Below are 21,002 nucleotides of genomic sequence, written 5' to 3' on the forward strand. Positions count from 1 at the left end.
CTTTTCTATCGCTCCCACCCGTCAGCGAATCTGATGCTTGTGCAGCAGCCGGTAGAAGGTCGGCCGCGACACCCCCAGGACCTTCGCCGCGATGCTCAGGTTGTCGCTGTGCCGGTTGAGCACATCGCACAACGCCTGGCGCTCGGCCTGGTGCTTGTAGTCTTCCAGGGTGCCCATGGGCGCCACCGGGTTGTGCTGCTCATGCAGCCCCAGGTCCTGCGCCTCGATCTGCCGGCCTTCGGCCAGCACCAGGCCGCGGCGCACCCGGTTGGCCAGCTCGCGCACATTGCCCGGCCAATCATGCCGGCCCATGGCACTCAGGGCTTCCTCGCTGAAGGTGCGTGGCCGCCGCCCGGTCTCCAGGCTGTAGAAGCGGGAAAAATGACTGGCGAGCATCGACAGGTCGCCATGCCGGTCGCGCAGCGGCGCGGTCACCACCTGCAGGACATTGAGCCGGTAATACAGGTCCTCGCGGAAGCGGCCGGTGAGAATGGCGCTTTCCAGGTCGACGTGGGTGGCCGCCAGGACCCGCACGTCCACCGCGATCGGCTGGCTGCCACCGACCCGTTCAATATGTTTTTCCTGAAGAAAACGCAGGAGATTGGCCTGCAACTCCAGGGGAAGATCGCCGATCTCGTCGAGAAACAGCGTGCCGCCGTTGGCCGCCTCGATGCGCCCCACCTTGCGCTGGTGAGCACCGGTGAACGCCCCCTTCTCATGGCCGAACAGCTCGGACTGGATCAGGTGTTCGGGAATCGCCCCGCAGTTGATCGCCACGAACGGCTTGTCGTGCCGTGATGACTGGCGATGCAGGGTGCGCGCCACCAGTTCCTTGCCGGTCCCGCTCTCGCCACGAATCAGCACCGGCGACTCGGTGGGCGCCAGTTTGCTCAACAGCTTGCGCAACTCGCGGATCGGCCGGCTCTCGCCGAGCAGTTCGTGCTCCGGCTCCTCGGCCTGGGTCGCGCCCTTGCCGCGCAGGCGCGCCATGCCGAAGGCGCGGCCGAGGGTGACCTGCACCCGCGACACGTCGAACGGCAAGGTGTGGAAGTCGAAAAACCACTCGCAGACGAAATCGCCGACCTTCTGCGAGCGCAGTTCCTGCGGGCTGAGCACCGCGATCCACTCGGCGCCGCTGCGGCTGATCAGGTCTTTCACCGCCTCCGGACGCTGCAGGTGCGCCGCCTGCAAACGCAGCAGGCCGACATCGCAGGCATGCTCCAGGGCACCGCCCAGGGTACAGCTGTGCACATCCCAGCCGACGCTGCGCAAACCGGGGAGGAGACGATGACAGTCGTCACAGGGATCGACGACCAGCAAGCGGCGGTTCGGAGCGGGCTCGAGCATGATCTTTCCTTGACGTCAATTAATGGAAAATCGAGTGGAAACAGCATGTTGGCAGACCTTTTCGTAACATTAGCAACGAACGCCAATAGCCCCAGTACCGTCTGTCCGCTGAAAACTTTCATTACATTTGCTTCATGGAATTTTCCTGTTAATTCAACGTCACAAGCGCCAGGAAAAAGAGAATGTTCGACGTCTGCATAAAAAATTTTCCGACCGGTGTGACTTACCCGGTTACTTCGGACATCAGTACAAGTAACCTGCCGCCGCGTTTGACGCCCGGCAACTTTCTTTCGCTGTTTGGGACCACTAGAGAGACCGCCCCCATGAACGCTCCGCTGCGTGTCAACGAAGCCCTGCTGATTGCCGACCACGCCTTCGAACCCTTCCAGTGCGTTGCCTGGGATGCGCCGAACGGCACTGGCGAGCTGAGCCTGGCTGTGATCGACCGGACCAGCACCCGCATTGGCAGCAAGCAAGTATCGAGCAGCACTTATTCCGACCCGGCGCAATGGGCCCACCTGATCGAGGAAGTCCGCGCCGAACTGCGGCAGAAAGGCTATGACCTGCAACCCTGGTCCATGCCTCGATAACTTCCGGCGCCGCGCCCGCAATTGAAAAGTGCACCCTCGGGTGCACTTTTTTATTAGTCGCAATGTTGTATTCAATTGTCGCTGCGACACTTCACCGCCGTTATTCCAGTGGCAATTCGTCGATATGCCGATAATCGGCCCGCAGCGCCTCGGCAAGCTGGCGGGCGCGTCCCAGACGAATCGGCGCACGCTCCATGTCGATCAGCAAGGTGTCACAGGGCAAGGCTTGCAATGCCCCGTCCAGGCGCAGTCGTCCGTCGGTGAACAGCAGGCAGCGCTGGCGCTCACCGGGCATTTGCCGCTGGCGTCGTGACAGCCACTGTCGCGCCTGCTCCACGGCCGCCAGCAACGGCGTGCCGCCCCCTGCCCCCAACTGCGCCAGCCACGGCTGCAAGGCCGCCGAGGCTTTCAGGCCATGGCGCTGCCAGTGCGGCGCCTCGCCGCTGGCGGTGAGCAGGGCCAGGCGAGCGCGGGTGCGATAGGCCTGGTCGAAGAGCGTCGCCAACACCCCCTTGGCCCGGCTCAAGGCCTGATGCCGGCGGGTCGAGGCCGAAGCGTCGACGATCACCAGCCACAGTTCGGGAGACTCGGCGCTGCGCTGCTTCCAGCGCAGATCGCCACGCAGCCGCGGACGCCCGCCAAGCAGGGTCGCCGGCCAATCGACCTTGCCCTGTGCCGCCGCACGCCCACGACCGCGCGGGCCGCGCAGCAGCCCGCCGGCCTTGGGCCTGGCATCCGCGCTGGCGCGGGCGCGGATGCTCAGGGCTTTTTTGGCCAGGCCGGTACCTCGCGCCGGGCCCCTGCCGCCACCGGTTGCGCCGGCATCTCGCCCCATTGCCCGGCTTGCGCCTGCCGGGCTTCGGCCTGCCCGCCAACGGGCGGCGCAACGGGCGCGGGCGGCGTGGCGGCGGGGTCGCGCGCCTGGCGCCGATGACGCAGGGCGAACTCCGCCACCGCCTCGATATCCACGTCCTCGATCGCCACACCGCCGCGCCAGGCCGCATGGGCGCGGGCGCCACGCCACCAGACCAGGTCGGCGCGCAGGCCATCGACCCCGGCGTCGAAGCAACGCGCGGTGATCAGCTCCAGCGAACGGTCGTCCAGCTCGATCGCCGCCAGGCGCTGACGCGCCTCCTGGCAACGCTGGCGCAATTGCCCCTGGGCCGCCGCCCATTCAGCGCAAAACACCGCCGGATCGCTGTCGAAGGCCAGACGGCGGCGCAGGATCTGTCCACGCGCCAGCGGCTCGGGCTGGCCATGCAGGGCGACGTTGAAGCCGAAGCGATCGAGCAGTTGCGGACGCAGTTCGCCCTCCTCCGGGTTCATCGTGCCGATCAGCACGAAACGCGCGCTGTGCCGGTGCGACAGGCCATCGCGCTCGATACGGTTGGTACCGCTGGCGGCGACATCCAGCAGCAGGTCGACCAGGTGGTCCGCCAGCAGGTTGACTTCATCGACGTAGAGCACGCCGCCGTCGGCCTTGGCCAGCACCCCGGGGGAAAACTGCGCGCGGCCCTGGCCCAGCGCGGCATCCAGGTCGAGGGTGCCGACCAGGCGCTCCTCGGTGGCCCCCAGCGGCAGGGTGACGAACGGCCCCTCGCCGAGCAGGTCGGCCAGGCCGCGGGCCAGGGTGCTCTTGGCCATGCCGCGCGGGCCCTCGATCAGCACGCCGCCGATCTTCGGGTCGATGGCGGTCAGGCACAGGGCCAGTTTCAGCTCCTCGGCGCCGACCACCGCGGCCAGGGGAAAATGCACGGGTTCAGTCATTTCAGCTGTCTTCCTCGCCGTCCAGCAACTGTTCTTCGAGGGCCTCGCGGTACTCGCCGGGCTCCTGCCAGAGGCCACGCTGCTGGGCCTCGAGCAGGCGCTCGGTGATATCCCGCAGCGCCTCGGGGTTGTGCTGGCGGATGAATTCGCGGGTCGCGGCGTCGAGCACATAGGCATCGGCCAGCGCCTGGTAGTGATAGTCGTCGATCAGGTGCGTGGTGGCGTCGAAGGCGAACAGGTTGTCCACCGTCGCCGCCAGCTCGAAGGCGCCCTTGTAGCCATGGCGCTTGACCCCGTCGATCCACTTGGGATTGAGCGCGCGGGCGCGGATCACCCGGTTCAGCTCTTCCTTCAGGGTGCGAATGCGCGGGCGCTCCGGCTGGCTGTGGTCACCGTGGTAGCTGGCCACCTTGGCGCCACCGAGGCTTTCCACGGCGGCAAGCATGCCGCCCTGGAACTGGTAGTAGTCGTTGGAGTCGAGCAGGTCGTGCTCGTGGTTGTCCTGGTTCTGCAGAACCGCCTGGACCTGGCTCAGGCGCCGGGCGAAATGACCGCGCGCCTCGGTACCCTCGTCGGCACCGCCGTAGGCGTAGCCACCGTGGTTCAGGTAGACCTCGGCGAGGTCCTCGCGGCTGTGCCAGAGGCGCCCGTCGATGGCGTTCTGCACCCCGGCACCGTAGGCACCGGGCTTGGCACCGAAGACCCGCCAGCCGGCCTGGCGCCGCGCCTGCTCGGCGTCCAGGCCGCTGGCCAGCAGCTCGGCCTGCTCGCTGCGCACCCGCGCGGCCAGCGGGTTGAGTTCGTCCGGCTCGTCCAGCGCCGCCACCGCCTGCACAGCGGCGTCGAACAGCTTGATCAGGTTGCCGAAGGCGTCGCGGAAGAAGCCCGAGACACGCAGGGTCACGTCCACCCGCGGTCGGTCCAGCAGGCTCAGGGGCAGTATCTCGAAATCGTCGACCCGATGGCTGCCCGCCGCCCACACCGGGCGCACGCCCATCAGGGCCATGGCCTGGGCGATGTCGTCGCCACCAGTGCGCATGGTCGCCGTGCCCCAGACCGACAGGCCGAGCTGGCGCAGGTGGTCGCCGTGGTCCTGCAGGTGACGTTCGAGAATCAGGTTGGCCGAGGCGAAACCCAGGCGCCAGGCGGTGGCGGTCGGCAGGTTGCGCACATCGACGGTATAGAAGTTGCGCCCGGTGGGCAGGACGTCCAGGCGCCCGCGACTCGGCGCGCCGCTCGGGCCGGCGGGAACGAAGCGGCCGTCGAGGGCGGCAAGCACGCCGTGCATTTCCGCGGCGCCGCAGCCATCCAGTTGCGGCGCCACCCGCTCGCGCAGGGCATCGAGCACGGCCTGCACCTCAGCCCACTGCCCGTCCCCTGGCAGGTCCAGGCTGCCTGCCAGGGTCTGCTCGATCAGGTGCGCCGCGAGGATTTCCAGGCGTTCGCGGGTATCACCGGCGGTACGCCAGGGGCCGCAGTCGAGGTCGGCCAGGCGCTGGGGACGCGGTCCCGGCCACGGCTCGCCGAGCTCGCAGTCGAGCGGGTCGAAGCCCAGCCCCAGGGCCCGGGCCAGCGCACGCGGCAGGCTGGCGTTGGCGCCCCGGCCATCGCCCCGGGCGACGCGCAGCAAGGCGGCCAGGGTGTCGATGCGCAGGCGTCCGCCCGGCGACTCGCCGAACACATGCAGGCCGTCGCGGATCTGCGATTCCTTGAGGTCGCACAGGTAGGTATCCAGGCGCGGCAGCCAGACCCCGGCGTCATCCAGCGCACCCTCCAGCTGCAGTTCGCGGTCGATATGGTGGTCGCGCACCAGTTGCAGGATCTCCTTCTGCAACTCCACGGCGCGCCGCGGGTCGAGCAGTTGCGCTTCGTAGTACTCGTCGGCCAGGCGCTCCAGGTTGCGCAGCGGGCCATAGGTTTCGGCGCGGGTCAGCGGCGGCATCAGGTGGTCGATGATCACCGCCTGGGTGCGGCGCTTGGCCTGGGCGCCCTCGCCCGGGTCGTTGACGATGAACGGGTAGATGTTCGGCAGCGGCCCGAGCAGCGCATCCGGCCAGCACTGCGCCGACAGGCCGACGCCCTTGCCCGGCAGCCATTCGAGGTTGCCGTGCTTGCCGACATGGATCAGCGCGTCGGCGGCCAGGCCATGGCGCAGCCAGAAATAGAAAGCCAGGTAGCCGTGGGGCGGGACCAGGTCGGGGTCGTGGTACACCGCGCTCTGGTCCAGCTGGTAACCCCGCGCCGGCTGGATGCCGACGAAGGTCAGGCCCAGGCGCAGGCCGGCGACCATCATCCGCCCGCCGCGGAACATCGGGTCCTGCTGCGGCTCGCCCCAGCGCTCGCGCACCGCCCGCTGGTTGGCTTCGGGCAGGCGCGCAAAGGCCGCCAGGTAGTCGTCCAGCGCCATGCTCTGCGCGCAGGGGCGCTGGTCGAGGCTGTCGAGATCGTTGCTGACGCCACCGAGCAGGTCGTGGATCAGTTGTGTGCCGCTGTCCGGCAGCTCGGCCACGGGGTAACCCTGCTCGCGCAAGGCACGCAGGATATTCAGCGCCGCCGCCGGGGTGTCGAGACCGACGCCATTGCCGATGCGGCCATCGCGGGTCGGGTAGTTGGCCAGCACCAGGGCCACGCGCTTCTGCGCATTGGGCAGGCGCGCCAGTTCGCACCAGCGCCGCGCCAGCTCGGCGACGAAGTCCATGCGCTCGACCTGCGGCCGGTAGCAGACCACGTCGGACTGGCTGCGCTCGCTGCGCCAGGCCAGGTCCTTGAAGCTGATCGGCCGGGTGATGATGCGCCCGTCCAGTTCCGGCAAGGCGATGTGCATGGCCAGGTCACGGGCCCCGAGGCCCTGCTCGCTGGCCTGCCAGCCGGGCTCGTTGTCTTGCGCGCAGATCGCCTGCAGCACCGGGATGTCGCGGCGGAACGGGCGCAGATGAGGTTGCTCGGGGCTGGACTGGGCGAAGCCGGTGGTGTTGATGATCAGCGCCGCGTCGGTTTCGTCCAGCCAGTCCTCGACCTGGGCCAGGCAGCCGGCCTCCTTGAGGCTGGCGACGGCGATCGGCAACGGATTGAGCCCGGCGCCGGCCAGGCGCTCGCAGAACACATCGATGAACGCGGTATTCGCTGCCTGCAGGTGCGAGCGGTAGAACAGCACCGGCACCACCGCTTGCGCGGGCTGCCAGTCGGCGCGCCAGTGGGCCAGTTCGGCCTCGGCCTGGCGCGGGTGATACAGGCTGGTACGCGGCAGTTGCCGTGGCTCGTCCCAGGGATAATCGCGCCCCAGCCAGAGACTGGCCAGGCAGTTGAACAGGTTCAGGGCGTTGGCCTTGCCCCCCTGGCGCAGGAAGTGCCAGAGACGCTCGGCCGTTGCGTCGGTGACGCTGCCCAGGCGGGTCAGTTCCGGGTCCGGACGGTCATCGCCCGGGACCAGGATCAGCTGCACGCCACGGGCAGCCAGCTCCACCAGTTGCTCGACGCCATAGCGCCAGTAACCGATGCCGCCGTGCAGCGACACCAGGATCACCTTGGCATGGCGCAGCACCTCATCGACATACAGGTCCACCGACGCATGGTTCTGCACCTGCATCGGGTTGGCCAGGCGCAGGCTGGGGTAGTCGGGCGGCAGGTCGCGGGCGGTTTCCGCCAGCAGCGCCAGGTGCGAGTCGCCGCTGCAGAGGATCACCAACTCGGCCGGGGTCTGGCCGAGGTCGGCAATGCTGTCGTCCGGCACGAAGCCGCCGGGCTGGGTCCGCAGCAGGTGCATGGATCAGGCGCCCAGGGCCGCGCGCAGACGGGCTTCCAGGGCCGCGGCATCGAGTTCCTGGCCGATCAGCACCAGGCGGGTGATGCGCGCTTCGTCACTGCGCCAGGCACGATCGAAGTGCTTGTCGAAACGGCTGCCCACGCCCTGGATCAACAGGCGCATCGGCTTGCCGGGGATCGCCGCGAAGCCCTTGATGCGCAGGATGCCGGTGTCGGCCACCAGTTGGGTCAGGGCATCGAGCAGCAGGCTTTCGTCGGCTTCGGGCAGGTCGAGGGAGATGGAGTCGAAGGCGTCGTGATCATGGTCGTCGTGATCGTCGTCGCCGTCATGGTGCGAATCGTGGTGGGTGCGCCGGCCATCGATATGCGCTTCCGCCTCGGCCCCCAGGCCCAGCAGCACTTCCAGCGGCAGCACGCCCTTGCTGGCCTCGATCACCTTCACCGCCGGCGGCAGTTCTTCCTGCACTTCGGCGCGCACCGCGGCCAGGGCTTCAGGGGCGATCAGGTCGGCCTTGTTGAGGACCACCAGGTCGGCGCTGGCCAACTGGTCGGCGAACAGCTCATGCAGTGGCGATTCGTGGTCCAGGTTCGGGTCCAGCTTGCGCTGGGCGTCCACCTGCTCGGGGAAGGCGGCGAAGGTGCCGGCGGCCACGGCCGGGCTGTCGACCACGGTAATCACCGCGTCGACGGTGCAGGCGTTGCGGATTTCCGGCCACTGGAAGGCCTGCACCAGCGGTTTCGGCAAGGCCAGGCCGCTGGTTTCGATGAGGATCTGGTCGAGGTCGCCACGGCGCGCCACCAGCTCGCGCATCACCGGGAAGAACTCTTCCTGCACGGTGCAGCACAGGCAGCCGTTGGCCAGTTCGTAGACGCGGCCGTTGGCCTCTTCCTCGGTGCAGCCGATGCTGCATTGCTTGAGGATCTCGCCGTCGATGCCCAGCTCGCCGAATTCGTTGACGATCACCGCGATGCGCCGGCCATTGGCGTTGTCCAGCATGTGCCGCAGCAGCGTGGTTTTGCCCGAGCCGAGAAAGCCGGTGACGATGGTGACGGGGAGTTTGGCCAGTGTTTTCATGTCGGATGCCCTTGGCAGGATGGCGGGCATGCGGGACGGGAGCCGGGTGCCTGACACCCGGGCGCGTTCGCCACCGGATCACCCCGCCCGGTTGTATGTGGAAACTGTCCGAGGCAGGTCTCCTGGCTCGCGCTGTGCCCGAAGGGCGGCTTCGACGCCTTCCCGCCTCGGTTGTCGGCAGTGGCAATGGTCGATGGATCAGCACTTACAGTTGCGGGGGCAGCCGCGGAATGGCCTTTGGCAAAGCGCACCGCGTTCCCGTCTTAGCTCCGGCCAGCGCCGGAGAACCTCGAAGCGGCAAGGCTACGCAGTGCTCCGGAGCCGGTCAACCGCTGTATTGACGGATGTCAACGCGCGTGATTTCCTAACGCGATTCGTTTGGGTGCCTTTTTTATTACAAGGTGAAACGGGAAACCGGTGCGTCGCAGCCTCCACAGGGTGTCGACAAGGCCGGTGCTGCCCCCGCAACGGTAAGCGAGAAAAGCGTCTTGACCACTGTGCCAGCCGTACGGCATGGGAAGGTGACGCTCCCCGGCTGAAGTCCGCTTCCGCCCTCGCCAGCCCGGAGACCGGCCCAACGCAGACTTTGACACAACCCGCGGTGGGCGGGCGCTGTTGCACCCCCTGGGCGACTCCGCGCAGGGGTTTCGCGCGCTTGCCTGTTGCCGACAACACCCAGAGGAAAGCGCCATGCCCGTCTCCACCACCGCCCGTCACGCCGTCGCCACACCGACGACCCTCAGCCAGCGCATCGTCGCCGCCGTCAGCGCCTCGGTGCTGGGCCTGTGCCTGGTCTATTTCGCCGGGTTCTCGCACATCGAAGCGGTCCACAACGCCGCCCACGATACCCGCCACAGCGCCGCTTTCCCTTGCCACTGAGGCCCGACCGCATGTTCACTCGCATCGCCCGCACCGCCGGTTTCACCGGCCTGCTCGCCGCCCTGCTGCTGACCCTGCTGCAGAGCTTCTGGGTCGCACCGCTGATTCTCCAGGCGGAGACCTACGAGAACGCGGCGCCGGCCGCCGCCCAGGAACACCAGCACGCCGACGCCGCCGCGGCTGCCGACGGTCATCACCATGACGAAGAAGCCTGGTCGCCGGAAGATGGCTGGCAGCGCGTGCTGTCCACCACCGGCGGCAACCTGGTGGTCGCGGTCGGCTTCGCTCTGCTGCTGGTCGCCATGTACACCCTGCGCACCCCCGCCAGCATTGGCGCCGGCGCCCTCTGGGGCCTGGGCGGCTTCGCCGTGTTCTGCCTGGCGCCGAACCTCGGCCTGCCACCGGAGCTGCCGGGCACCGCCGCCGCCGACCTGGCCCAGCGCCAGTTCTGGTGGGTCGGTACCGCCGCGGCCACCGCGGTGGGCCTGGCGCTGATCGCCTTCGCCGGCAACTGGGTCCTGAAAGCCGCAGGCCTGGTGCTGCTGGTGATCCCCCACGTGATCGGCGCGCCGCAGCCGGAAGTCCACGAAAGCCTGGCGCCGGAAGCCCTGGAAACGCAGTTCATCATCGCCTCGCTGCTGACCAATGCCGGCTTCTGGCTGGCCCTGGGCCTGCTCAGCGCCTGGCTGTACCGGCGTCAGGCGGCCTGATGCCCTTCCCGCCCGGCGTCATCCCGCTGTACGCCGGGCTGGGCTGTCGCCGTGGCATCCCGGCCAGTGACCTGGCCGGTCTGCTGCGCGACGTGCTGCAGGCCCATGACCTGCCGCGCGCCGCACTGGCCGGACTGGCCAGCATCGATCTCAAGCGCGGCGAGCCCGGCCTGCTGCAATTGGCCGAAGAGCTTGTCCTGCCCCTGCACTTCTACAGCGCCGCGCACCTCGCCGCATTCACCCCGCGCCTGAGCCATCGTTCGGCCACGGCCTTTCGCCACAGCGGCTGCTATGGCGTCGCGGAAAGCACTGCCCTGGCCCTGGCCGAGCAACTTGGCGGCGCCCCGGCGCAACTGCGGGTCGAACGTCACGTGCAGGGCGACATGACCCTGGCATTGGCCTGGATACCCGCTTCTGGCGGATAATCCGCCGCCTTCCGTTCAGAGACTGCGCAATGACCGTCTATTTCATCGGTGCCGGCCCCGGCGATCCGGAGCTGATCACCGTCAAGGGCCAGCGCCTGATCCGCCAGTGCCCGGTGATCATCTACGCGGGTTCCCTGGTGCCCGCCGCGGTGCTCGAAGGGCACAGCGCCGCCAGCGTGATCAACAGTGCCGAACTGCACCTGGAGCAGATCATCGAGGCGATCCGCACGGCCCACGCGCAAGGCCACAACGTGGCCCGCGTGCACAGTGGCGACCCGAGCCTGTATGGCGCCATCGGCGAGCAGATCCGCCATCTGCGCGAGCTGGGCATTCCCTACGAGATCGTCCCCGGGGTCACCGCCACCGCGGCCAGCGCCGCCCTGCTGGGCTGCGAACTGACCCTGCCGGACATCGCCCAGAGCGTGATTCTCACCCGCTTCGCCGACACCTCGCCGATGCCGGAAGGTGAAGCGCTGGCCAGCCTGGCCAGCCACAAGACCACCCTGGCGATTCACCTCGGCGTGCGTCACCTGGCCAGAATCGTCGAGGAACTGCGCCCGCATTACGGTGGCGACTGCCCCATCGCCGTGGTCCACCGCGCCACCTGGCCGGACCAGGACTGGGTGCTGGGCACACTGGACGATATCGTCGAACTGAGCGCGGCCAAGGGTTTCCGGCGCACCGCGCTGATCCTCGTGGGACGGGTGCTGGCCAGCGATACGTTCAGCGAGTCGGCGCTCTATCGCGCAGGGCATGCGCACCTGTACCGCCCCTGAAACATATTGCATTGCCCTTGGGGCGCCTGCACATTAGCGCGACGACCACCCTTGAAAGGACCGCCCCGATGCTGGAACTTCGCCCCTGTTGCGAATGCTGTGCCACGCCACTGCCCGGCGACAGCCGCGACGCGATGATCTGTTCATTCGAATGCACCTACTGCCGCAACTGCGCCGAACACACCCTCAAGGGCCAATGCCCGAACTGCGGCGGTGAACTGCAGCCACGCCCGACGCGGGTGGGCGAGAAACTGGCGAAGAACCCGGCGACGACCCAGCGCACGGTGAAGGCCGAGGGCTGTCCGGTGCATTGAGCTCCGGCGTTCCTTATTGATCCAGCGGGGCCGGCGTGGGAGCGGATTTATCCGCGATTGGGCGCGAAGCGGCCATAAAACCTGTATTGGGGGGTGTCAGAAGAACCCAGGATTCAGGATTTACGACGGCTGCGCCGCCGATCGCGGATCAATCCGCTCCTACACCAATCCCACAAGTGGCGCGGCGCACGACTCATCCTGTACAGGGCATCCATGCCCACCATCCCGAATCCCGAGATTCAATGCGCCTGCATCTTGCTCTTGATGAACCCCGCCACCCAGGTCAGCACCGCGCCGCCGGCGCCGCCGCCGATCACGCTGCTGATGATCGCTGGAAGATCCAGGGAACCCTCGGCCCCGGCCTGAGCCAGGGATTGATCGCCGGTGAGCGTGGCCAGGATCTGCCCCACCACCACACCGCCCACACCGCCAAGAATGGAATTGAGCAGCGGCCCGAGGCCGTGCTTGGTCATACCTGCCGCATTGCCGCCTACCACACCACTGATGACCTGCACGGCCAGACTGATGATATCCATCGCAAATGCCCTCTGTAGCGCCTGAAATGACGACTCGCGTGCGGGCTACTACGGATACGGCACTACCACCGGGCATTGGAGACGTCGTGGTCCGACCAACGACGGCAAGCTGTTGCGGATATCCGACAGTATATGTAGGACTTTTCAGTTACGCGAATGACGTGCCACGGCTCAGGGCCTGACGTTCTTCAACTCGTTGAGCAAGCCCAGCAGCGCCTGCAGTTTCTCGTCGCCGAACTGTTCGAGGATGCGCTGGTAGTTGCGCTCCATGTCCTCGCTCATGTCGACGAAGCACTGCTGGCCCTGCTCGGTGAGGCCGACGAAGACCCGCCGCTGGTCCTGCGAGGACTTCTTGCGACGCACCAGGCCATCGCGCTCCAGGCGGCTGAGCACGCCGGTCATGCTGGGCTTGAGGATGCACGCCTGCTCGGCGAGCTGATGGCTTTCCAGCTCGCCCTGCTGGCGCAGGATGCGAATCACCCGCCACTGCTGTTCGGTCAGGCCGTGTTCGTTGAGGGAGGGACGGAAGAAGGCCATGGTGGCCTCGCGGGCTTGCAACAGGGTCAGGGTCAGGGAAGGTCTTGGAATGGGCATGATCAGGCTGTTGTCGACGGTGATTGCGCAGCTTAAGAGCGGGGCTTTCGTGTCGCAAGGGCCATCATGGGCATGGTTTCCCGATCGTCAAATATATTGAACTGAAGCGCCAGGTAAAAATCACATTTCTGCTTGGTAAATCAGCCAGTTAAACGATAAATCCAAGGTTTAACGTTAAAAAATACGGACACAAACAGCTTATTCCGCTTGATATATTTAACGGCTCTGGCAAGCTATGGGCAGGTTTCGACCGGGAATCGACGTTCGCGTGCAACCCGGCAGTGCTCGAAACCTCAGGCAGTACCAGGTCCGCACCGGTGCGCCTGCACAACAATGACAGGCTGCGCCTGTCCCAAGGTGACATATGCCCAACAGCAACATTGGCAATAAGAATCAGAAATCCCGCAAACCCGTGGTCCTGATGACCATGGGCGCTCAAGAGCGCAAGGGTCACGACTATCAGGTGATGACCCACAAGTACATCGTGCCGCTGGTGGAACACGCCGGCTGCGTCCCGGTCCTGGTGCCGACCTGCTGTGGCATCGAAGACCTCGAACAGTACCTGGACATGGCTGACGGCGTTTACCTCACCGGTGCCGGGAGCAACATCGACCCTGCCCTCTACGGCCAGGAAAACCAGACCCCCGGCAAAGCCCAGGACCGCGACCGCGACCTGTTCGACCTGCCGCTGGTGCAACTGGCGATCGCCCGTGGCCTGCCGATCTTCGGCATCTGCCGCGGCATGCAGGAAATCAACGTGGCGCTGGGTGGCGACATCTACCAGAAGGTCTACGCCGAACCCGGTTTCAACGACCATCGGGAAAACCCGGAAGATCCGGTGGACGTGCAGTACGCCCCTTCGCACAGCGTGCGCCTGAAACCGGGCAGTTGGCTGCGCGACCTGCTGCAGAGCGACGAGATCCGCGTCAACTCGCTGCATGGCCAAGGCCTGAAAACCCTCGGCGACGGCGTCGAACCACTGGCCCATGCCGAAGACGGCCTGGTCGAGGCGATCCACGCCCCGAGCCTGTCGCCCTTCCTCTTCGCCGTGCAGTGGCACCCGGAGTGGCAGGCGGCGCAGAACCCGGATTCGGTGCGGATGTTCGAAGCCTTTGGCGAAGCCTGCCGCGCCCAGGCGGGCAAGAAGCAGCAGAGCAAGACTCAAAGCATTGCTTGAGAATTAAATCGTGAAACATTGATTTAAAAGAAATAAACGGCCGTATCGAAGCAAGCCTCGATACGGCCTTTTTATTTCTTAAAATACTTTCATATTCATCTGTATCAGATTGATTTTTAACGATAAAAATCATTCGAGAATTCACTTCAACATGACCGACTACGGAATCGCGTCCATCCGGGGCTCCATCTGCGCCGGCTCCATCAGATTCCCCTCGATCTGCCCCGACAACGACCAGACCCCGGCCATCACCCCGGTGGCATGGTTCTCCATCAGGTTCTGCCACTCCTCGTTCAACGCCACGTTGAGGATCACCCGCAGTTGCTCGACCATCTCCGGCCGATCGCTCTCGTGCATCATGGCGCCAATCCCGGCCGAGGCCAGGGAGATCGCCATCCCCGCCGCCTTGCCCACCGCCGCCGCCACCGCGCTGAGTGCGCCACGGGGGGCCAGGGTCGCCTCGAGACGGGTGCTGGCCTTGCTCGCCACCGAGGACAGGCCGTTGTCCGCTGCCGAAGCGTTGGCCGCGGCAGCCCGGCGAATGTTCTCGTCCAGGGCCAGCCACGCCGGCAACTTTATCAACGGCCGCGCCGCCAGCAGTTGCCGCAGGCTGGCGTCCCGCGCCGCCGGCGGGCCCAGGGCGATGGCGGGAATGCGCTGCAGATGCAGGGCGAACTGATCGGGGGCCGGGCGATAGCGCTGCTGTATCCCCGCCAGTTGCTGGCCGAGCAACTGCACATAGAGTTCGGTGGCGCGCTCGCGGATCAGGTCGGGGTTGATCTGCTCGGCCACCGGCTCCAGCACCCGCTCGCGGTAGGCCTCCTGCAGGTACAGGGCCAGGCGGTTGTCGCCCTGCGCATGCTCGCGGTCCTGGCTCATCTTGTACCAGGCCACCTTGAGGGTCAGCCATTGCTGAGTCCAGTAGCCGGTGAACCAGGGAATGAAATTCGCCTCGGTGTGCTTCTGCACTTCCTCGCGCCACACACGCATCGAGCGCCGGGCATAATCGCCGGCGGAACCGGCGGCGCCACGAGACGCCATGACGATCTCGCGATCGACCTGCTGCCAGGCCGCGGGCGACAGCACCACCGGCGGGATTTCCGCCACACGCGGGGACGAACTGCAGGCGGCCACCACCAGCAGTGCCAGCAACAACGCGAGATTCAACAGAGGCCGGACCACGACCGCACCCCGCCAGCAACGAGGGACCTTCCCCGAGTATAGGAAGCGCCACCCGGCGCCGATCTAACTTCTGGCGATATCAGCCAGCGGCCATTGCCCCAGGGCTGGATAGCGGCCCCTGGAGGATTCGTAGAGCACGAACTCGCGCGCGTTCCAGTGAAACCCCGGCGCCTGCGCCGTTTCCGGCACGCCATCGCGAAAATCGCGCATCAGGGTCAGGTGCGGACGAAACTCCCGCGGGTCGACCAGGAAACCCAGGGGCGACATCGCCTCCTGCAAGCCGTAGACCCAGCGCAGCAACGCCGCCGGCGCGTGCTCCGCGGTAAGCACCAGGGCCTGGCTTCGGCGCCACACTTCCAGGCGATCGAGCACCAGCGGTTCCAGGCGCTCCAGCGGCCGCAAACGCGCGGCGGCTTCAAGGATCGCGGGCAACTGCGTCACCCCCACCGAGCCAAGGAACATCAGGGTCAGGTGGAAATTCTCGGTCGCCACCGGCCGCCCGCTGCGCAGCCGCAACTCGCCGCGCCAGCGGGACAGCGCCCGGCCCTGCTGCGGCGTGCAGGGCAAGGCGAAGAACAGGCGCTTGAACGGTTCGTTCGGGCCGGCTTCGTTGCTGCTCATGGGCATTCCCCCCTTCGTGGTCATGGGCAAGCGTGCATTGACCTGTGACCTGAAACAAGACGTTGCGATCCGCGACGTTTATCCTCGTCCCTGTCCTCGCCTGAAGAAAGGAGTCCCCATGAGCCTGGAACTACGTGCCGCCACACCGGCGGATGTCGAAACCCTGTTCGCGATCCGCACCAGCGTCGTGCAGAACCATCTGTCCCGCGAGCAGATGGCCGAACTGGGCATCACCCCCGAAGCGCTGGTGTCGATTCTTGCAGCAGAGCCCTGCGCCTGGATTGCCGAGGTCGACGGCGCGGCCGCCGGCTTTGCCATGGTCGATAGCGAGATTGGTGAGGTATTCGCCCTGTTCATCCGCCCGGAGTTCGAGGGATTGGGCATTGGCCGGGCCTTGCTGGCCCTGGCCGAGGCCTGTCTGTTCCAGCGCCACGAACGGATCTGGCTGGTCACCGACGGCAACCCGCAGGTGCGCGCCAACGGTTTCTACCAGCGCCTGGGCTGGCACCAGGTGGCGCGGGTGGACGCACGGGATGTGCGCTTCGAGAAGCAGCGCTGAAACGCGAAATTGCCCAGGACTCTGCAGGCACTTGCCTCACGGAGTCACTGGGCCCGACAAGGGCAGCGCACCCTCACACCGGTGAAATCGTCCCCAGCGCGCCAATCACGATCGCCAGCACCAGAAACCCGAACAGAAAAATCGCCATCTTGCCCATCACAGCCTCCACTTACCGATGACCACGGCGATCACCACCCAGGTGATCAGCCGGTCAGACAGCCCGGACCGGGAGCGCCCGCTCCGTCCTGGGGCCGTCTGCATGGGGCCTATTGTCGATAAGCAGCTGTTTGCATAACAGCGTCAGAAAGCACTGAAAAATACGGATCAGATTCAGAAGCGGAAGTGCCCCACCATCACATGCAACTGGTTGCTCAGGTGGCTCAGCTCGGTACTGGCGGCGGAAATTTCCGCGCTGGCGGTGGCCGATTCCTCGGCGGTCTCGCGCACCCGGGTCACGCTCTGGTTGATTTCCTCGGTCACCGCCGCCTGCTCTTCCGCGGCGGTGGCGATCAGCTCGCTCATCTGCTGGATATTCGAGACCTGGCGGGTGATGTGCTCCAGCGCCATGCCGGTGTCGCGCACGCCATTGACCGAGGCATTGGTCTGCTCCAGGTTGGTCTGCATCATCCCGGTGCTTTCGTTGGCGATCTGCTGCAGCGTGATGATCAGTTGCTCGATCTCGCTGGACGACGCCTGGGTGCGCTGGGCCAGGTTGCGCACCTCGTCGGCGACCACGGCAAAGCCGCGCCCCGCCTCGCCGGCACGGGCCGCCTCGATGGCGGCATTGAGCGCCAGCAGGTTGGTCTGCTCGGCCACCGCCTTGATCACATCGAGAATCGCCCCGATGCGCCCGCATTCCTGCTGCAGACGGCCCAGGGACTCGGCGGAGATACCCACGCCACTGGCCATCGCTTCGATCTGCCGGATCGCCTGCTGCGACAGGGCCAGCACGCTGGTCACTTCATGATCGGCGCCCTTGGCGGCGCTGGCGGCTTCCTCGGAGTTGCGTGCGACTTCCTGCACGGTGGCGGCGATTTCGTTCATCGCCGTGGCCACCATGTCGGTCTCGTTGCGCTGGCTGTCGATGCCTTCGCGGGTGGTGCTGGTGATCGCCGCCAGTTGCGAGGCCGAGGCCGCCAGTTGCTGCGAGCCGCAGCCGATCTGCGAAATCACTTCGCGCAGGCTGCTGTTCATGGTGTCCAGCGCACGCAGCAGCACGCCCAGCTCATCGCCGCGCGCCGAGGGGATATCCACGGTCAGGTCGCCATTGGCGATACGCTGCGCGGCTTTCACCGCCTGGCGCAGCGGGTAGACGATCTGCCGGCTGATCAACAGGGCAACGATGATGCCGCAGACGATCGCCACCAGGGTGATCGCCGCCAGCAGCATGTGCATGCTCTTCACCTGTGCCGAAGCACGCGCCTCCTCGGCGTAGTACAGCGCGTTGGCGCCGTCCTGCAACTGCGAGAGCAACTGGTTGGCGGCGGTCAGCTCGGCCACCGAGCGGGCCTGGTCGCGCGCCTTGCCGTAGGCCTCGAGGCCGCTCTGGAGCTTCTCCGCGGCCACCAGGTCCTGGGCCGGCCAGCGCCCCTCGCGGGCATCCAGGACCAACTGGTCGAAGCCTTGCTTGAGTTTTTCGTGATGCTCCCGGTGCAGCGCCTGGTGACTGGCATCGCTGCTCAGGGCGAGGTTGTAGTTGGCCTCGCGGGTGAAGACGATCTCGTCGAACAGGCCACTGATGAAACTGATGCGCGCCAGCGATGCACTGCTGTTCTGCAGCCCGAAGCCGCCGAGCAGCGACAGCAGCAGGGCGAACACCAACAGCAGGCCAAAGCCGAGGCCCAGTTTGCGGGTAACGCTGAGGTTCTTCAGCGTGAATGCCTGTGACATACCTTTCTCCAACCTGTGAATTCACCCTCGCCGGTCCGCAGGTAACGGTGACCGGCACGTCCCTGAACATCCGGGAGTACTGTCGTGACGTCGAAGCCATTGGCGAGCCGAGCCGAGCCGATGCCGATGGCACAGGCCCTGGTGCACAGGAGTGTTCCGGAGGGGATTCACGCGCTGGGCATCCATGCGGCTCCCCAGGGGCGGGAAACCTCAATTTGCCCGGGCGTCCACTGCCCGGCATTCCCATACTTAAAGTAAGGGAATGGTACATCCGCAAACGATTGATCTCAATATGACACTAATGTCCGTTTGCCGCTATCGTCCCTCCCGCTCAGTTGCACGCTCCTACGCGGAATCCATCCAATCAATCGAAAGCGTGAAACAACCGCTCCAGCAACTGCGGCCGCCATTCCAGGTCGCCCAGCACCCGCTCCAGCAGGCCCTTGTGCGGCGCACCCGGCACCACCAGCAGCGAACGCCATTGCGCATTGACCGCCTCGTCGTACAGGCGTCGGGGGATTTCCAGTGGTATCACCTCGTCGTCGCCAGCGGCGATCACCAGCAGCCGCCCGCGATAACGCGAGAGGATGCCCCAGGCATCGCTGCCCTCCCAACTGCGCGGCTGGCGGATCAGCGCGGAAAACGCCGGACCGAAGGGCACGGCGTGGGCAGCGGCGTGATAGATGCCCGGCACCACCAGCACCAGGACCGACGGCTGCCAGGTTTCGCTCAGGCGCACGGCGTTGTACGCGCCCATGCTCGCGCCGATGATCGCCGTAGGCCGGCGCGTGGCCTCGATCACCGCACGGGCCTGCGCTTCCCGCTCGCGCAGCGACGAGCCCTCCTTGACCCCGCCGGTCAGGCCATGGCCGATGCAGTCGAAGGCGGTGGAACCGATACCGCGCTGCCAGAGCGCCTGGCGAACCCCGGCGAAGACGCCCAAATGCCCCTCTCCAGCGCCGTGGATCGCCAGCAGATGGGCGTCGCCGGCCCCCGGTCGGTGATCGACCTGCAGCCGCCGACCGGCATAACGCACTTCAATCCTCATGTAGCTCCTTCGCCGCCTGCGCCAGCAGCCAGTCCTGCACCAGCGCCAGGGTCGCCTCGTTGCGTGCCTTGCGCGGTGCCACCAGATAGAAACCCGCGTCCGCCCGCAGGACCTTGTCGAACACCCGCTGCAAGCGCCCCGCGTCGATATCGGCCTGGACGAACAAACGACTGGCCAGCGCCAGGCCCTGCCCCGCCACCGCGGCATCGATCGCCAGGCTGGTCTGGTTGAAGCGCAGGTTCTGCGCTGCCACCGGCAGGGCCTGGCCGAACACCTGCTGGCAGAACTGCGGCCAGGCGTTGTGGGCATCGTGCAGCAGCGCAAAGCGTTGCAGATCCGCAAGCGTAGCCGGCCGGCCCAGGCGCTCCAGCAAGGCCGGACTGGAGACGGCGACGATGCCCTGCTCGAACAGCAAGCGGGTCTCCAGCCCTGGCCCGAACGGCGGCTGGCCAAAGCGCACGGCCAGGTCCACCGCATCGGTGTGGAAGCTGGACAGGCGCTCGGTGGCCAGCACCCGCAGGTCGATATGCGGCCAGGCCGCGGTGAAATCGGGCAAGCGCGGAATCAGCCATTTCGAGGCAAAGGTCGGCGTCACGCTGATGGTCAGGTGCAGAGGTTCCGGGCGCAGCGCACGGGTGGCCTCGGCGATCAGCTCGAAGGCGCGGCGGATGCTGGCCTGATAGCCGCGCCCGGCATCGGTCAGCGCCAGGCTGCGCGGCAGGCGCTCGAACAGGCGGATCTCCAGGTCCGCCTCCAGCCCGCGGATCTGCTGGGCCACCGCGCCCTGGGTGACCCCCAGTTCCTCGGCGGCGCGACGGAAATTCAGCTGACGCGCCACCACTTCGAACACGCGCAGGGCATTGAGGGACGGCAAGCGTTCGGACTGTTCACTCATGACGATAGATTTTCTACAGGATCGAAGACATAAAACTGACTCTCTCGGCCAGCCTGATCGCTGCTAGCCTTGATCCAGCTTAAACCTTCAGACAGGAGAACGCGCAATGACAGTAGAAAAAGTGGCGATCATCACCGCCGGCGGCAGCGGCATGGGTGCGGCGGCGGCGCGGCGCCTGGCGGCGGACGGGTTCAAGGTCGGCATCCTCTCCTCCTCCGGCAAGGGCGAGGCTCTGGCGCGGGAGCTGGGCGGCATCGGCGTGACCGGCTCCAACCAGTCCGACGCCGACCTGCGCAGCCTGGTGGACCAGGTGGTCGCGCGCTGGGGGCGCATCGACGTGCTGGTCAACAGCGCCGGCCACGGCCCGCGCGCACCGATCCTGGAAATCAGCGATGAAGACTGGCACCGCGGCCTCGACACCTACCTGCTCAACGTGATCCGCCCCACCCGCCTGGTGACCCCGGTGATGCAGCGCCAGCGCGACGGCGTGATCATCAACATCTCCACGGCCTGGGCGTTCGAGCCGAGCGAGATGTTCCCCACCTCGGCGGTGTTCCGTGCGGGCCTGGCCTCCTTCAGCAAGATCTTTGCCGACACCTATGCCCGCGACAACCTGCGCATGAACAACATCCTCCCCGGCTGGATCGACAGCCTGCCGGCCACCGAGGAGCGTCGCGCCAGCGTGCCGCTGCAGCGCTACGGCAGCAGCGAGGAAATCGCCGCCACCGTGGCCTTCCTCGCATCCAAAGGGGCGGCGTACATCACCGGGCAGAATCTCCGGGTTGACGGTGGGATCACCCGCTCGGTGTGACTCACAGCCACATCCTTTTTCACGGAACAGGGCTTTCGGGCCCT

The 21,002-nt window shown here is 66.6% G+C and carries 21 protein-coding genes and 2 riboswitches; of the genes, 9 read left to right on the forward strand and 12 right to left on the reverse strand.

Annotated features, from left to right (window positions below; all coding sequences use genetic code 11):
- Positions 1-21: 21 nt before the first annotated feature.
- Positions 22-1,347 (reverse strand): sigma-54 dependent transcriptional regulator, encoded by a 1,326-nt coding sequence (locus tag RTI28_RS23400; RefSeq protein WP_316922663.1) that lies wholly within the window; start codon positions 1,345-1,347, stop codon positions 22-24.
- Between the two features lie 323 nt (positions 1,348-1,670).
- On the opposite strand from RTI28_RS23400, the gene RTI28_RS23405 reads away from it, so the two are divergent.
- Positions 1,671-1,937 (forward strand): hypothetical protein, encoded by a 267-nt coding sequence (locus RTI28_RS23405; protein ID WP_042130007.1) that lies wholly within the window; start codon positions 1,671-1,673, stop codon positions 1,935-1,937.
- Between the two features lie 100 nt (positions 1,938-2,037).
- Here the strand turns inward: RTI28_RS23405 and RTI28_RS23410 are convergent, their stop codons facing one another.
- The 4 genes from RTI28_RS23410 to cobW are packed head-to-tail and all read right to left on the reverse strand — an operon-like array spanning position 2,038 to position 8,541.
- Entirely contained in the window at positions 2,038-2,772 is a 735-nt protein-coding gene (locus RTI28_RS23410) for a vWA domain-containing protein (protein ID WP_316922664.1), read from the reverse strand.
- Positions 2,697-3,704: an ATP-binding protein gene (locus tag RTI28_RS23415; RefSeq protein ID WP_316922665.1), complete on the reverse strand. Its 1,008-nt coding sequence runs from the start codon at positions 3,702-3,704 to the stop codon at positions 2,697-2,699. The genes RTI28_RS23410 and RTI28_RS23415 overlap by 76 nt, the downstream gene beginning before the upstream one ends.
- A gap of 1 nt (position 3,705) precedes the next feature.
- Complete coding sequence (gene cobN / locus RTI28_RS23420) at positions 3,706-7,467, reverse strand: cobaltochelatase subunit CobN (protein ID WP_316922666.1); 3,762 nt, start codon at positions 7,465-7,467, stop codon at positions 3,706-3,708.
- Between the two features lie 3 nt (positions 7,468-7,470).
- Positions 7,471-8,541, reverse strand: a complete 1,071-nt coding sequence (cobW, locus tag RTI28_RS23425; RefSeq protein WP_316922667.1) for a cobalamin biosynthesis protein CobW — start codon at positions 8,539-8,541, stop codon at positions 7,471-7,473.
- Between the two features lie 94 nt (positions 8,542-8,635).
- Positions 8,636-8,848, reverse strand: a riboswitch (cobalamin riboswitch).
- 56 nt (positions 8,849-8,904) lie between these two features.
- Positions 8,905-9,134: riboswitch (cobalamin riboswitch) on the forward strand.
- Between the two features lie 97 nt (positions 9,135-9,231).
- Here cobW and RTI28_RS23430 point away from each other — a divergent pair.
- The 5 genes from RTI28_RS23430 to RTI28_RS23450 all read left to right on the forward strand — a co-directional run bounded on the left by RTI28_RS23430 (position 9,232) and on the right by RTI28_RS23450 (position 11,645).
- Positions 9,232-9,420: a CbtB domain-containing protein gene (locus RTI28_RS23430; RefSeq protein WP_316922668.1), complete on the forward strand. Its 189-nt coding sequence runs from the start codon at positions 9,232-9,234 to the stop codon at positions 9,418-9,420.
- A gap of 11 nt (positions 9,421-9,431) precedes the next feature.
- A complete protein-coding gene (locus RTI28_RS23435; RefSeq protein ID WP_316922669.1) occupies positions 9,432-10,130 on the forward strand; it encodes a CbtA family protein in 699 nt (232 codons plus the stop codon).
- Positions 10,130-10,555: a cobalamin biosynthesis protein gene (locus RTI28_RS23440; RefSeq protein WP_316922670.1), complete on the forward strand. Its 426-nt coding sequence runs from the start codon at positions 10,130-10,132 to the stop codon at positions 10,553-10,555. Before RTI28_RS23435 ends, RTI28_RS23440 begins: the two co-directional genes overlap by 1 nt.
- Before the next feature lie 29 nt (positions 10,556-10,584).
- The gene (gene cobM / locus RTI28_RS23445) at positions 10,585-11,331 is read left to right on the forward strand and encodes a precorrin-4 C(11)-methyltransferase (RefSeq protein WP_316922671.1); all 747 of its coding nucleotides are present in this window, start codon (positions 10,585-10,587) and stop codon (positions 11,329-11,331) included.
- Between the two features lie 68 nt (positions 11,332-11,399).
- Entirely contained in the window at positions 11,400-11,645 is a 246-nt protein-coding gene (locus RTI28_RS23450; protein ID WP_316922672.1) for a DUF1272 domain-containing protein, read from the forward strand.
- Between the two features lie 239 nt (positions 11,646-11,884).
- Here the strand turns inward: RTI28_RS23450 and RTI28_RS23455 are convergent, their stop codons facing one another.
- Positions 11,885-12,181 (reverse strand): hypothetical protein, encoded by a 297-nt coding sequence (locus RTI28_RS23455; protein ID WP_316922673.1) that lies wholly within the window; start codon positions 12,179-12,181, stop codon positions 11,885-11,887.
- 171 nt (positions 12,182-12,352) lie between these two features.
- A complete protein-coding gene (gene hpaR, locus RTI28_RS23460; RefSeq protein WP_042129985.1) occupies positions 12,353-12,775 on the reverse strand; it encodes a homoprotocatechuate degradation operon regulator HpaR in 423 nt (140 codons plus the stop codon).
- Between the two features lie 364 nt (positions 12,776-13,139).
- On the opposite strand from hpaR, the gene RTI28_RS23465 reads away from it, so the two are divergent.
- The gene (locus RTI28_RS23465; protein ID WP_316922674.1) at positions 13,140-13,952 is read left to right on the forward strand and encodes a type 1 glutamine amidotransferase; all 813 of its coding nucleotides are present in this window, start codon (positions 13,140-13,142) and stop codon (positions 13,950-13,952) included.
- Between the two features lie 159 nt (positions 13,953-14,111).
- Here RTI28_RS23465 and RTI28_RS23470 read toward each other — a convergent pair whose 3' ends face one another.
- On the reverse strand, positions 14,112-15,119 hold the full coding sequence (locus tag RTI28_RS23470) for a hypothetical protein (RefSeq protein ID WP_410479034.1): 1,008 nt from the start codon (positions 15,117-15,119) through the stop codon (positions 14,112-14,114).
- A 78-nt stretch (positions 15,120-15,197) separates the two neighbouring features.
- Positions 15,198-15,755: an RNA 2',3'-cyclic phosphodiesterase gene (gene thpR, locus RTI28_RS23475; protein WP_316922675.1), complete on the reverse strand. Its 558-nt coding sequence runs from the start codon at positions 15,753-15,755 to the stop codon at positions 15,198-15,200.
- Positions 15,756-15,873: 118 nt separating this feature from the next.
- On the opposite strand from thpR, the gene RTI28_RS23480 reads away from it, so the two are divergent.
- Positions 15,874-16,314 carry a GNAT family N-acetyltransferase gene (locus RTI28_RS23480; RefSeq protein WP_316922676.1) on the forward strand — a complete coding sequence of 147 codons (441 nt, stop codon included), beginning with the start codon at positions 15,874-15,876 and terminating at the stop codon, positions 16,312-16,314.
- Between the two features lie 330 nt (positions 16,315-16,644).
- Here RTI28_RS23480 and RTI28_RS23485 read toward each other — a convergent pair whose 3' ends face one another.
- The 3 genes from RTI28_RS23485 to gcvA all read right to left on the reverse strand — a co-directional run bounded on the left by RTI28_RS23485 (position 16,645) and on the right by gcvA (position 20,147).
- Positions 16,645-18,204 carry a methyl-accepting chemotaxis protein gene (locus tag RTI28_RS23485; protein ID WP_316922677.1) on the reverse strand — a complete coding sequence of 520 codons (1,560 nt, stop codon included), beginning with the start codon at positions 18,202-18,204 and terminating at the stop codon, positions 16,645-16,647.
- Between the two features lie 364 nt (positions 18,205-18,568).
- Positions 18,569-19,252, reverse strand: coding sequence for an alpha/beta fold hydrolase (locus RTI28_RS23490; RefSeq protein WP_316922678.1), 684 nt, complete (start codon positions 19,250-19,252; stop codon positions 18,569-18,571).
- Positions 19,242-20,147 carry a transcriptional regulator GcvA gene (gene gcvA / locus RTI28_RS23495; protein WP_316922679.1) on the reverse strand — a complete coding sequence of 302 codons (906 nt, stop codon included), beginning with the start codon at positions 20,145-20,147 and terminating at the stop codon, positions 19,242-19,244. The genes RTI28_RS23490 and gcvA overlap by 11 nt, the downstream gene beginning before the upstream one ends.
- A gap of 106 nt (positions 20,148-20,253) precedes the next feature.
- Between gcvA and RTI28_RS23500 the strand changes: the two genes are divergently transcribed.
- A complete protein-coding gene (locus RTI28_RS23500; protein WP_316922680.1) occupies positions 20,254-20,958 on the forward strand; it encodes an SDR family oxidoreductase in 705 nt (234 codons plus the stop codon).
- Positions 20,959-21,002 lie beyond the last annotated feature (44 nt).

Source organism: Pseudomonas sp. zfem002, assembly GCF_032621685.1.
Lineage (GTDB): Bacteria > Pseudomonadota > Gammaproteobacteria > Pseudomonadales > Pseudomonadaceae > Aquipseudomonas > Aquipseudomonas japonica.

Excerpts from the sequence above, each read along its gene's own strand:
- RTI28_RS23400 (WP_316922663.1), bottom strand. The coding sequence starts at position 1,347 with ATGCTCGAGCCCGCTCCGAACCGCCGCTTGCTGGTCGTCGATCCCTGT.
- RTI28_RS23405 (WP_042130007.1), top strand. The coding sequence starts at position 1,671 with ATGAACGCTCCGCTGCGTGTCAACGAAGCCCTGCTGATTGCCGACCAC.
- RTI28_RS23410 (WP_316922664.1), bottom strand. The coding sequence starts at position 2,772 with ATGGGGCGAGATGCCGGCGCAACCGGTGGCGGCAGGGGCCCGGCGCGA.
- RTI28_RS23415 (WP_316922665.1), bottom strand. The coding sequence starts at position 3,704 with ATGACTGAACCCGTGCATTTTCCCCTGGCCGCGGTGGTCGGCGCCGAG.
- cobN (WP_316922666.1), bottom strand. The coding sequence starts at position 7,467 with ATGCACCTGCTGCGGACCCAGCCCGGCGGCTTCGTGCCGGACGACAGC.
- cobW (WP_316922667.1), bottom strand. The coding sequence starts at position 8,541 with ATGAAAACACTGGCCAAACTCCCCGTCACCATCGTCACCGGCTTTCTC.
- RTI28_RS23430 (WP_316922668.1), top strand. The coding sequence starts at position 9,232 with ATGCCCGTCTCCACCACCGCCCGTCACGCCGTCGCCACACCGACGACC.
- RTI28_RS23435 (WP_316922669.1), top strand. The coding sequence starts at position 9,432 with ATGTTCACTCGCATCGCCCGCACCGCCGGTTTCACCGGCCTGCTCGCC.
- RTI28_RS23440 (WP_316922670.1), top strand. The coding sequence starts at position 10,130 with ATGCCCTTCCCGCCCGGCGTCATCCCGCTGTACGCCGGGCTGGGCTGT.
- cobM (WP_316922671.1), top strand. The coding sequence starts at position 10,585 with ATGACCGTCTATTTCATCGGTGCCGGCCCCGGCGATCCGGAGCTGATC.
- RTI28_RS23450 (WP_316922672.1), top strand. The coding sequence starts at position 11,400 with ATGCTGGAACTTCGCCCCTGTTGCGAATGCTGTGCCACGCCACTGCCC.
- RTI28_RS23455 (WP_316922673.1), bottom strand. The coding sequence starts at position 12,181 with ATGGATATCATCAGTCTGGCCGTGCAGGTCATCAGTGGTGTGGTAGGC.
- hpaR (WP_042129985.1), bottom strand. The coding sequence starts at position 12,775 with ATGCCCATTCCAAGACCTTCCCTGACCCTGACCCTGTTGCAAGCCCGC.
- RTI28_RS23465 (WP_316922674.1), top strand. The coding sequence starts at position 13,140 with ATGCCCAACAGCAACATTGGCAATAAGAATCAGAAATCCCGCAAACCC.
- thpR (WP_316922675.1), bottom strand. The coding sequence starts at position 15,755 with ATGAGCAGCAACGAAGCCGGCCCGAACGAACCGTTCAAGCGCCTGTTC.
- RTI28_RS23480 (WP_316922676.1), top strand. The coding sequence starts at position 15,874 with ATGAGCCTGGAACTACGTGCCGCCACACCGGCGGATGTCGAAACCCTG.
- RTI28_RS23485 (WP_316922677.1), bottom strand. The coding sequence starts at position 18,204 with ATGTCACAGGCATTCACGCTGAAGAACCTCAGCGTTACCCGCAAACTG.
- RTI28_RS23490 (WP_316922678.1), bottom strand. The coding sequence starts at position 19,252 with ATGAGGATTGAAGTGCGTTATGCCGGTCGGCGGCTGCAGGTCGATCAC.
- gcvA (WP_316922679.1), bottom strand. The coding sequence starts at position 20,147 with ATGAGTGAACAGTCCGAACGCTTGCCGTCCCTCAATGCCCTGCGCGTG.
- RTI28_RS23500 (WP_316922680.1), top strand. The coding sequence starts at position 20,254 with ATGACAGTAGAAAAAGTGGCGATCATCACCGCCGGCGGCAGCGGCATG.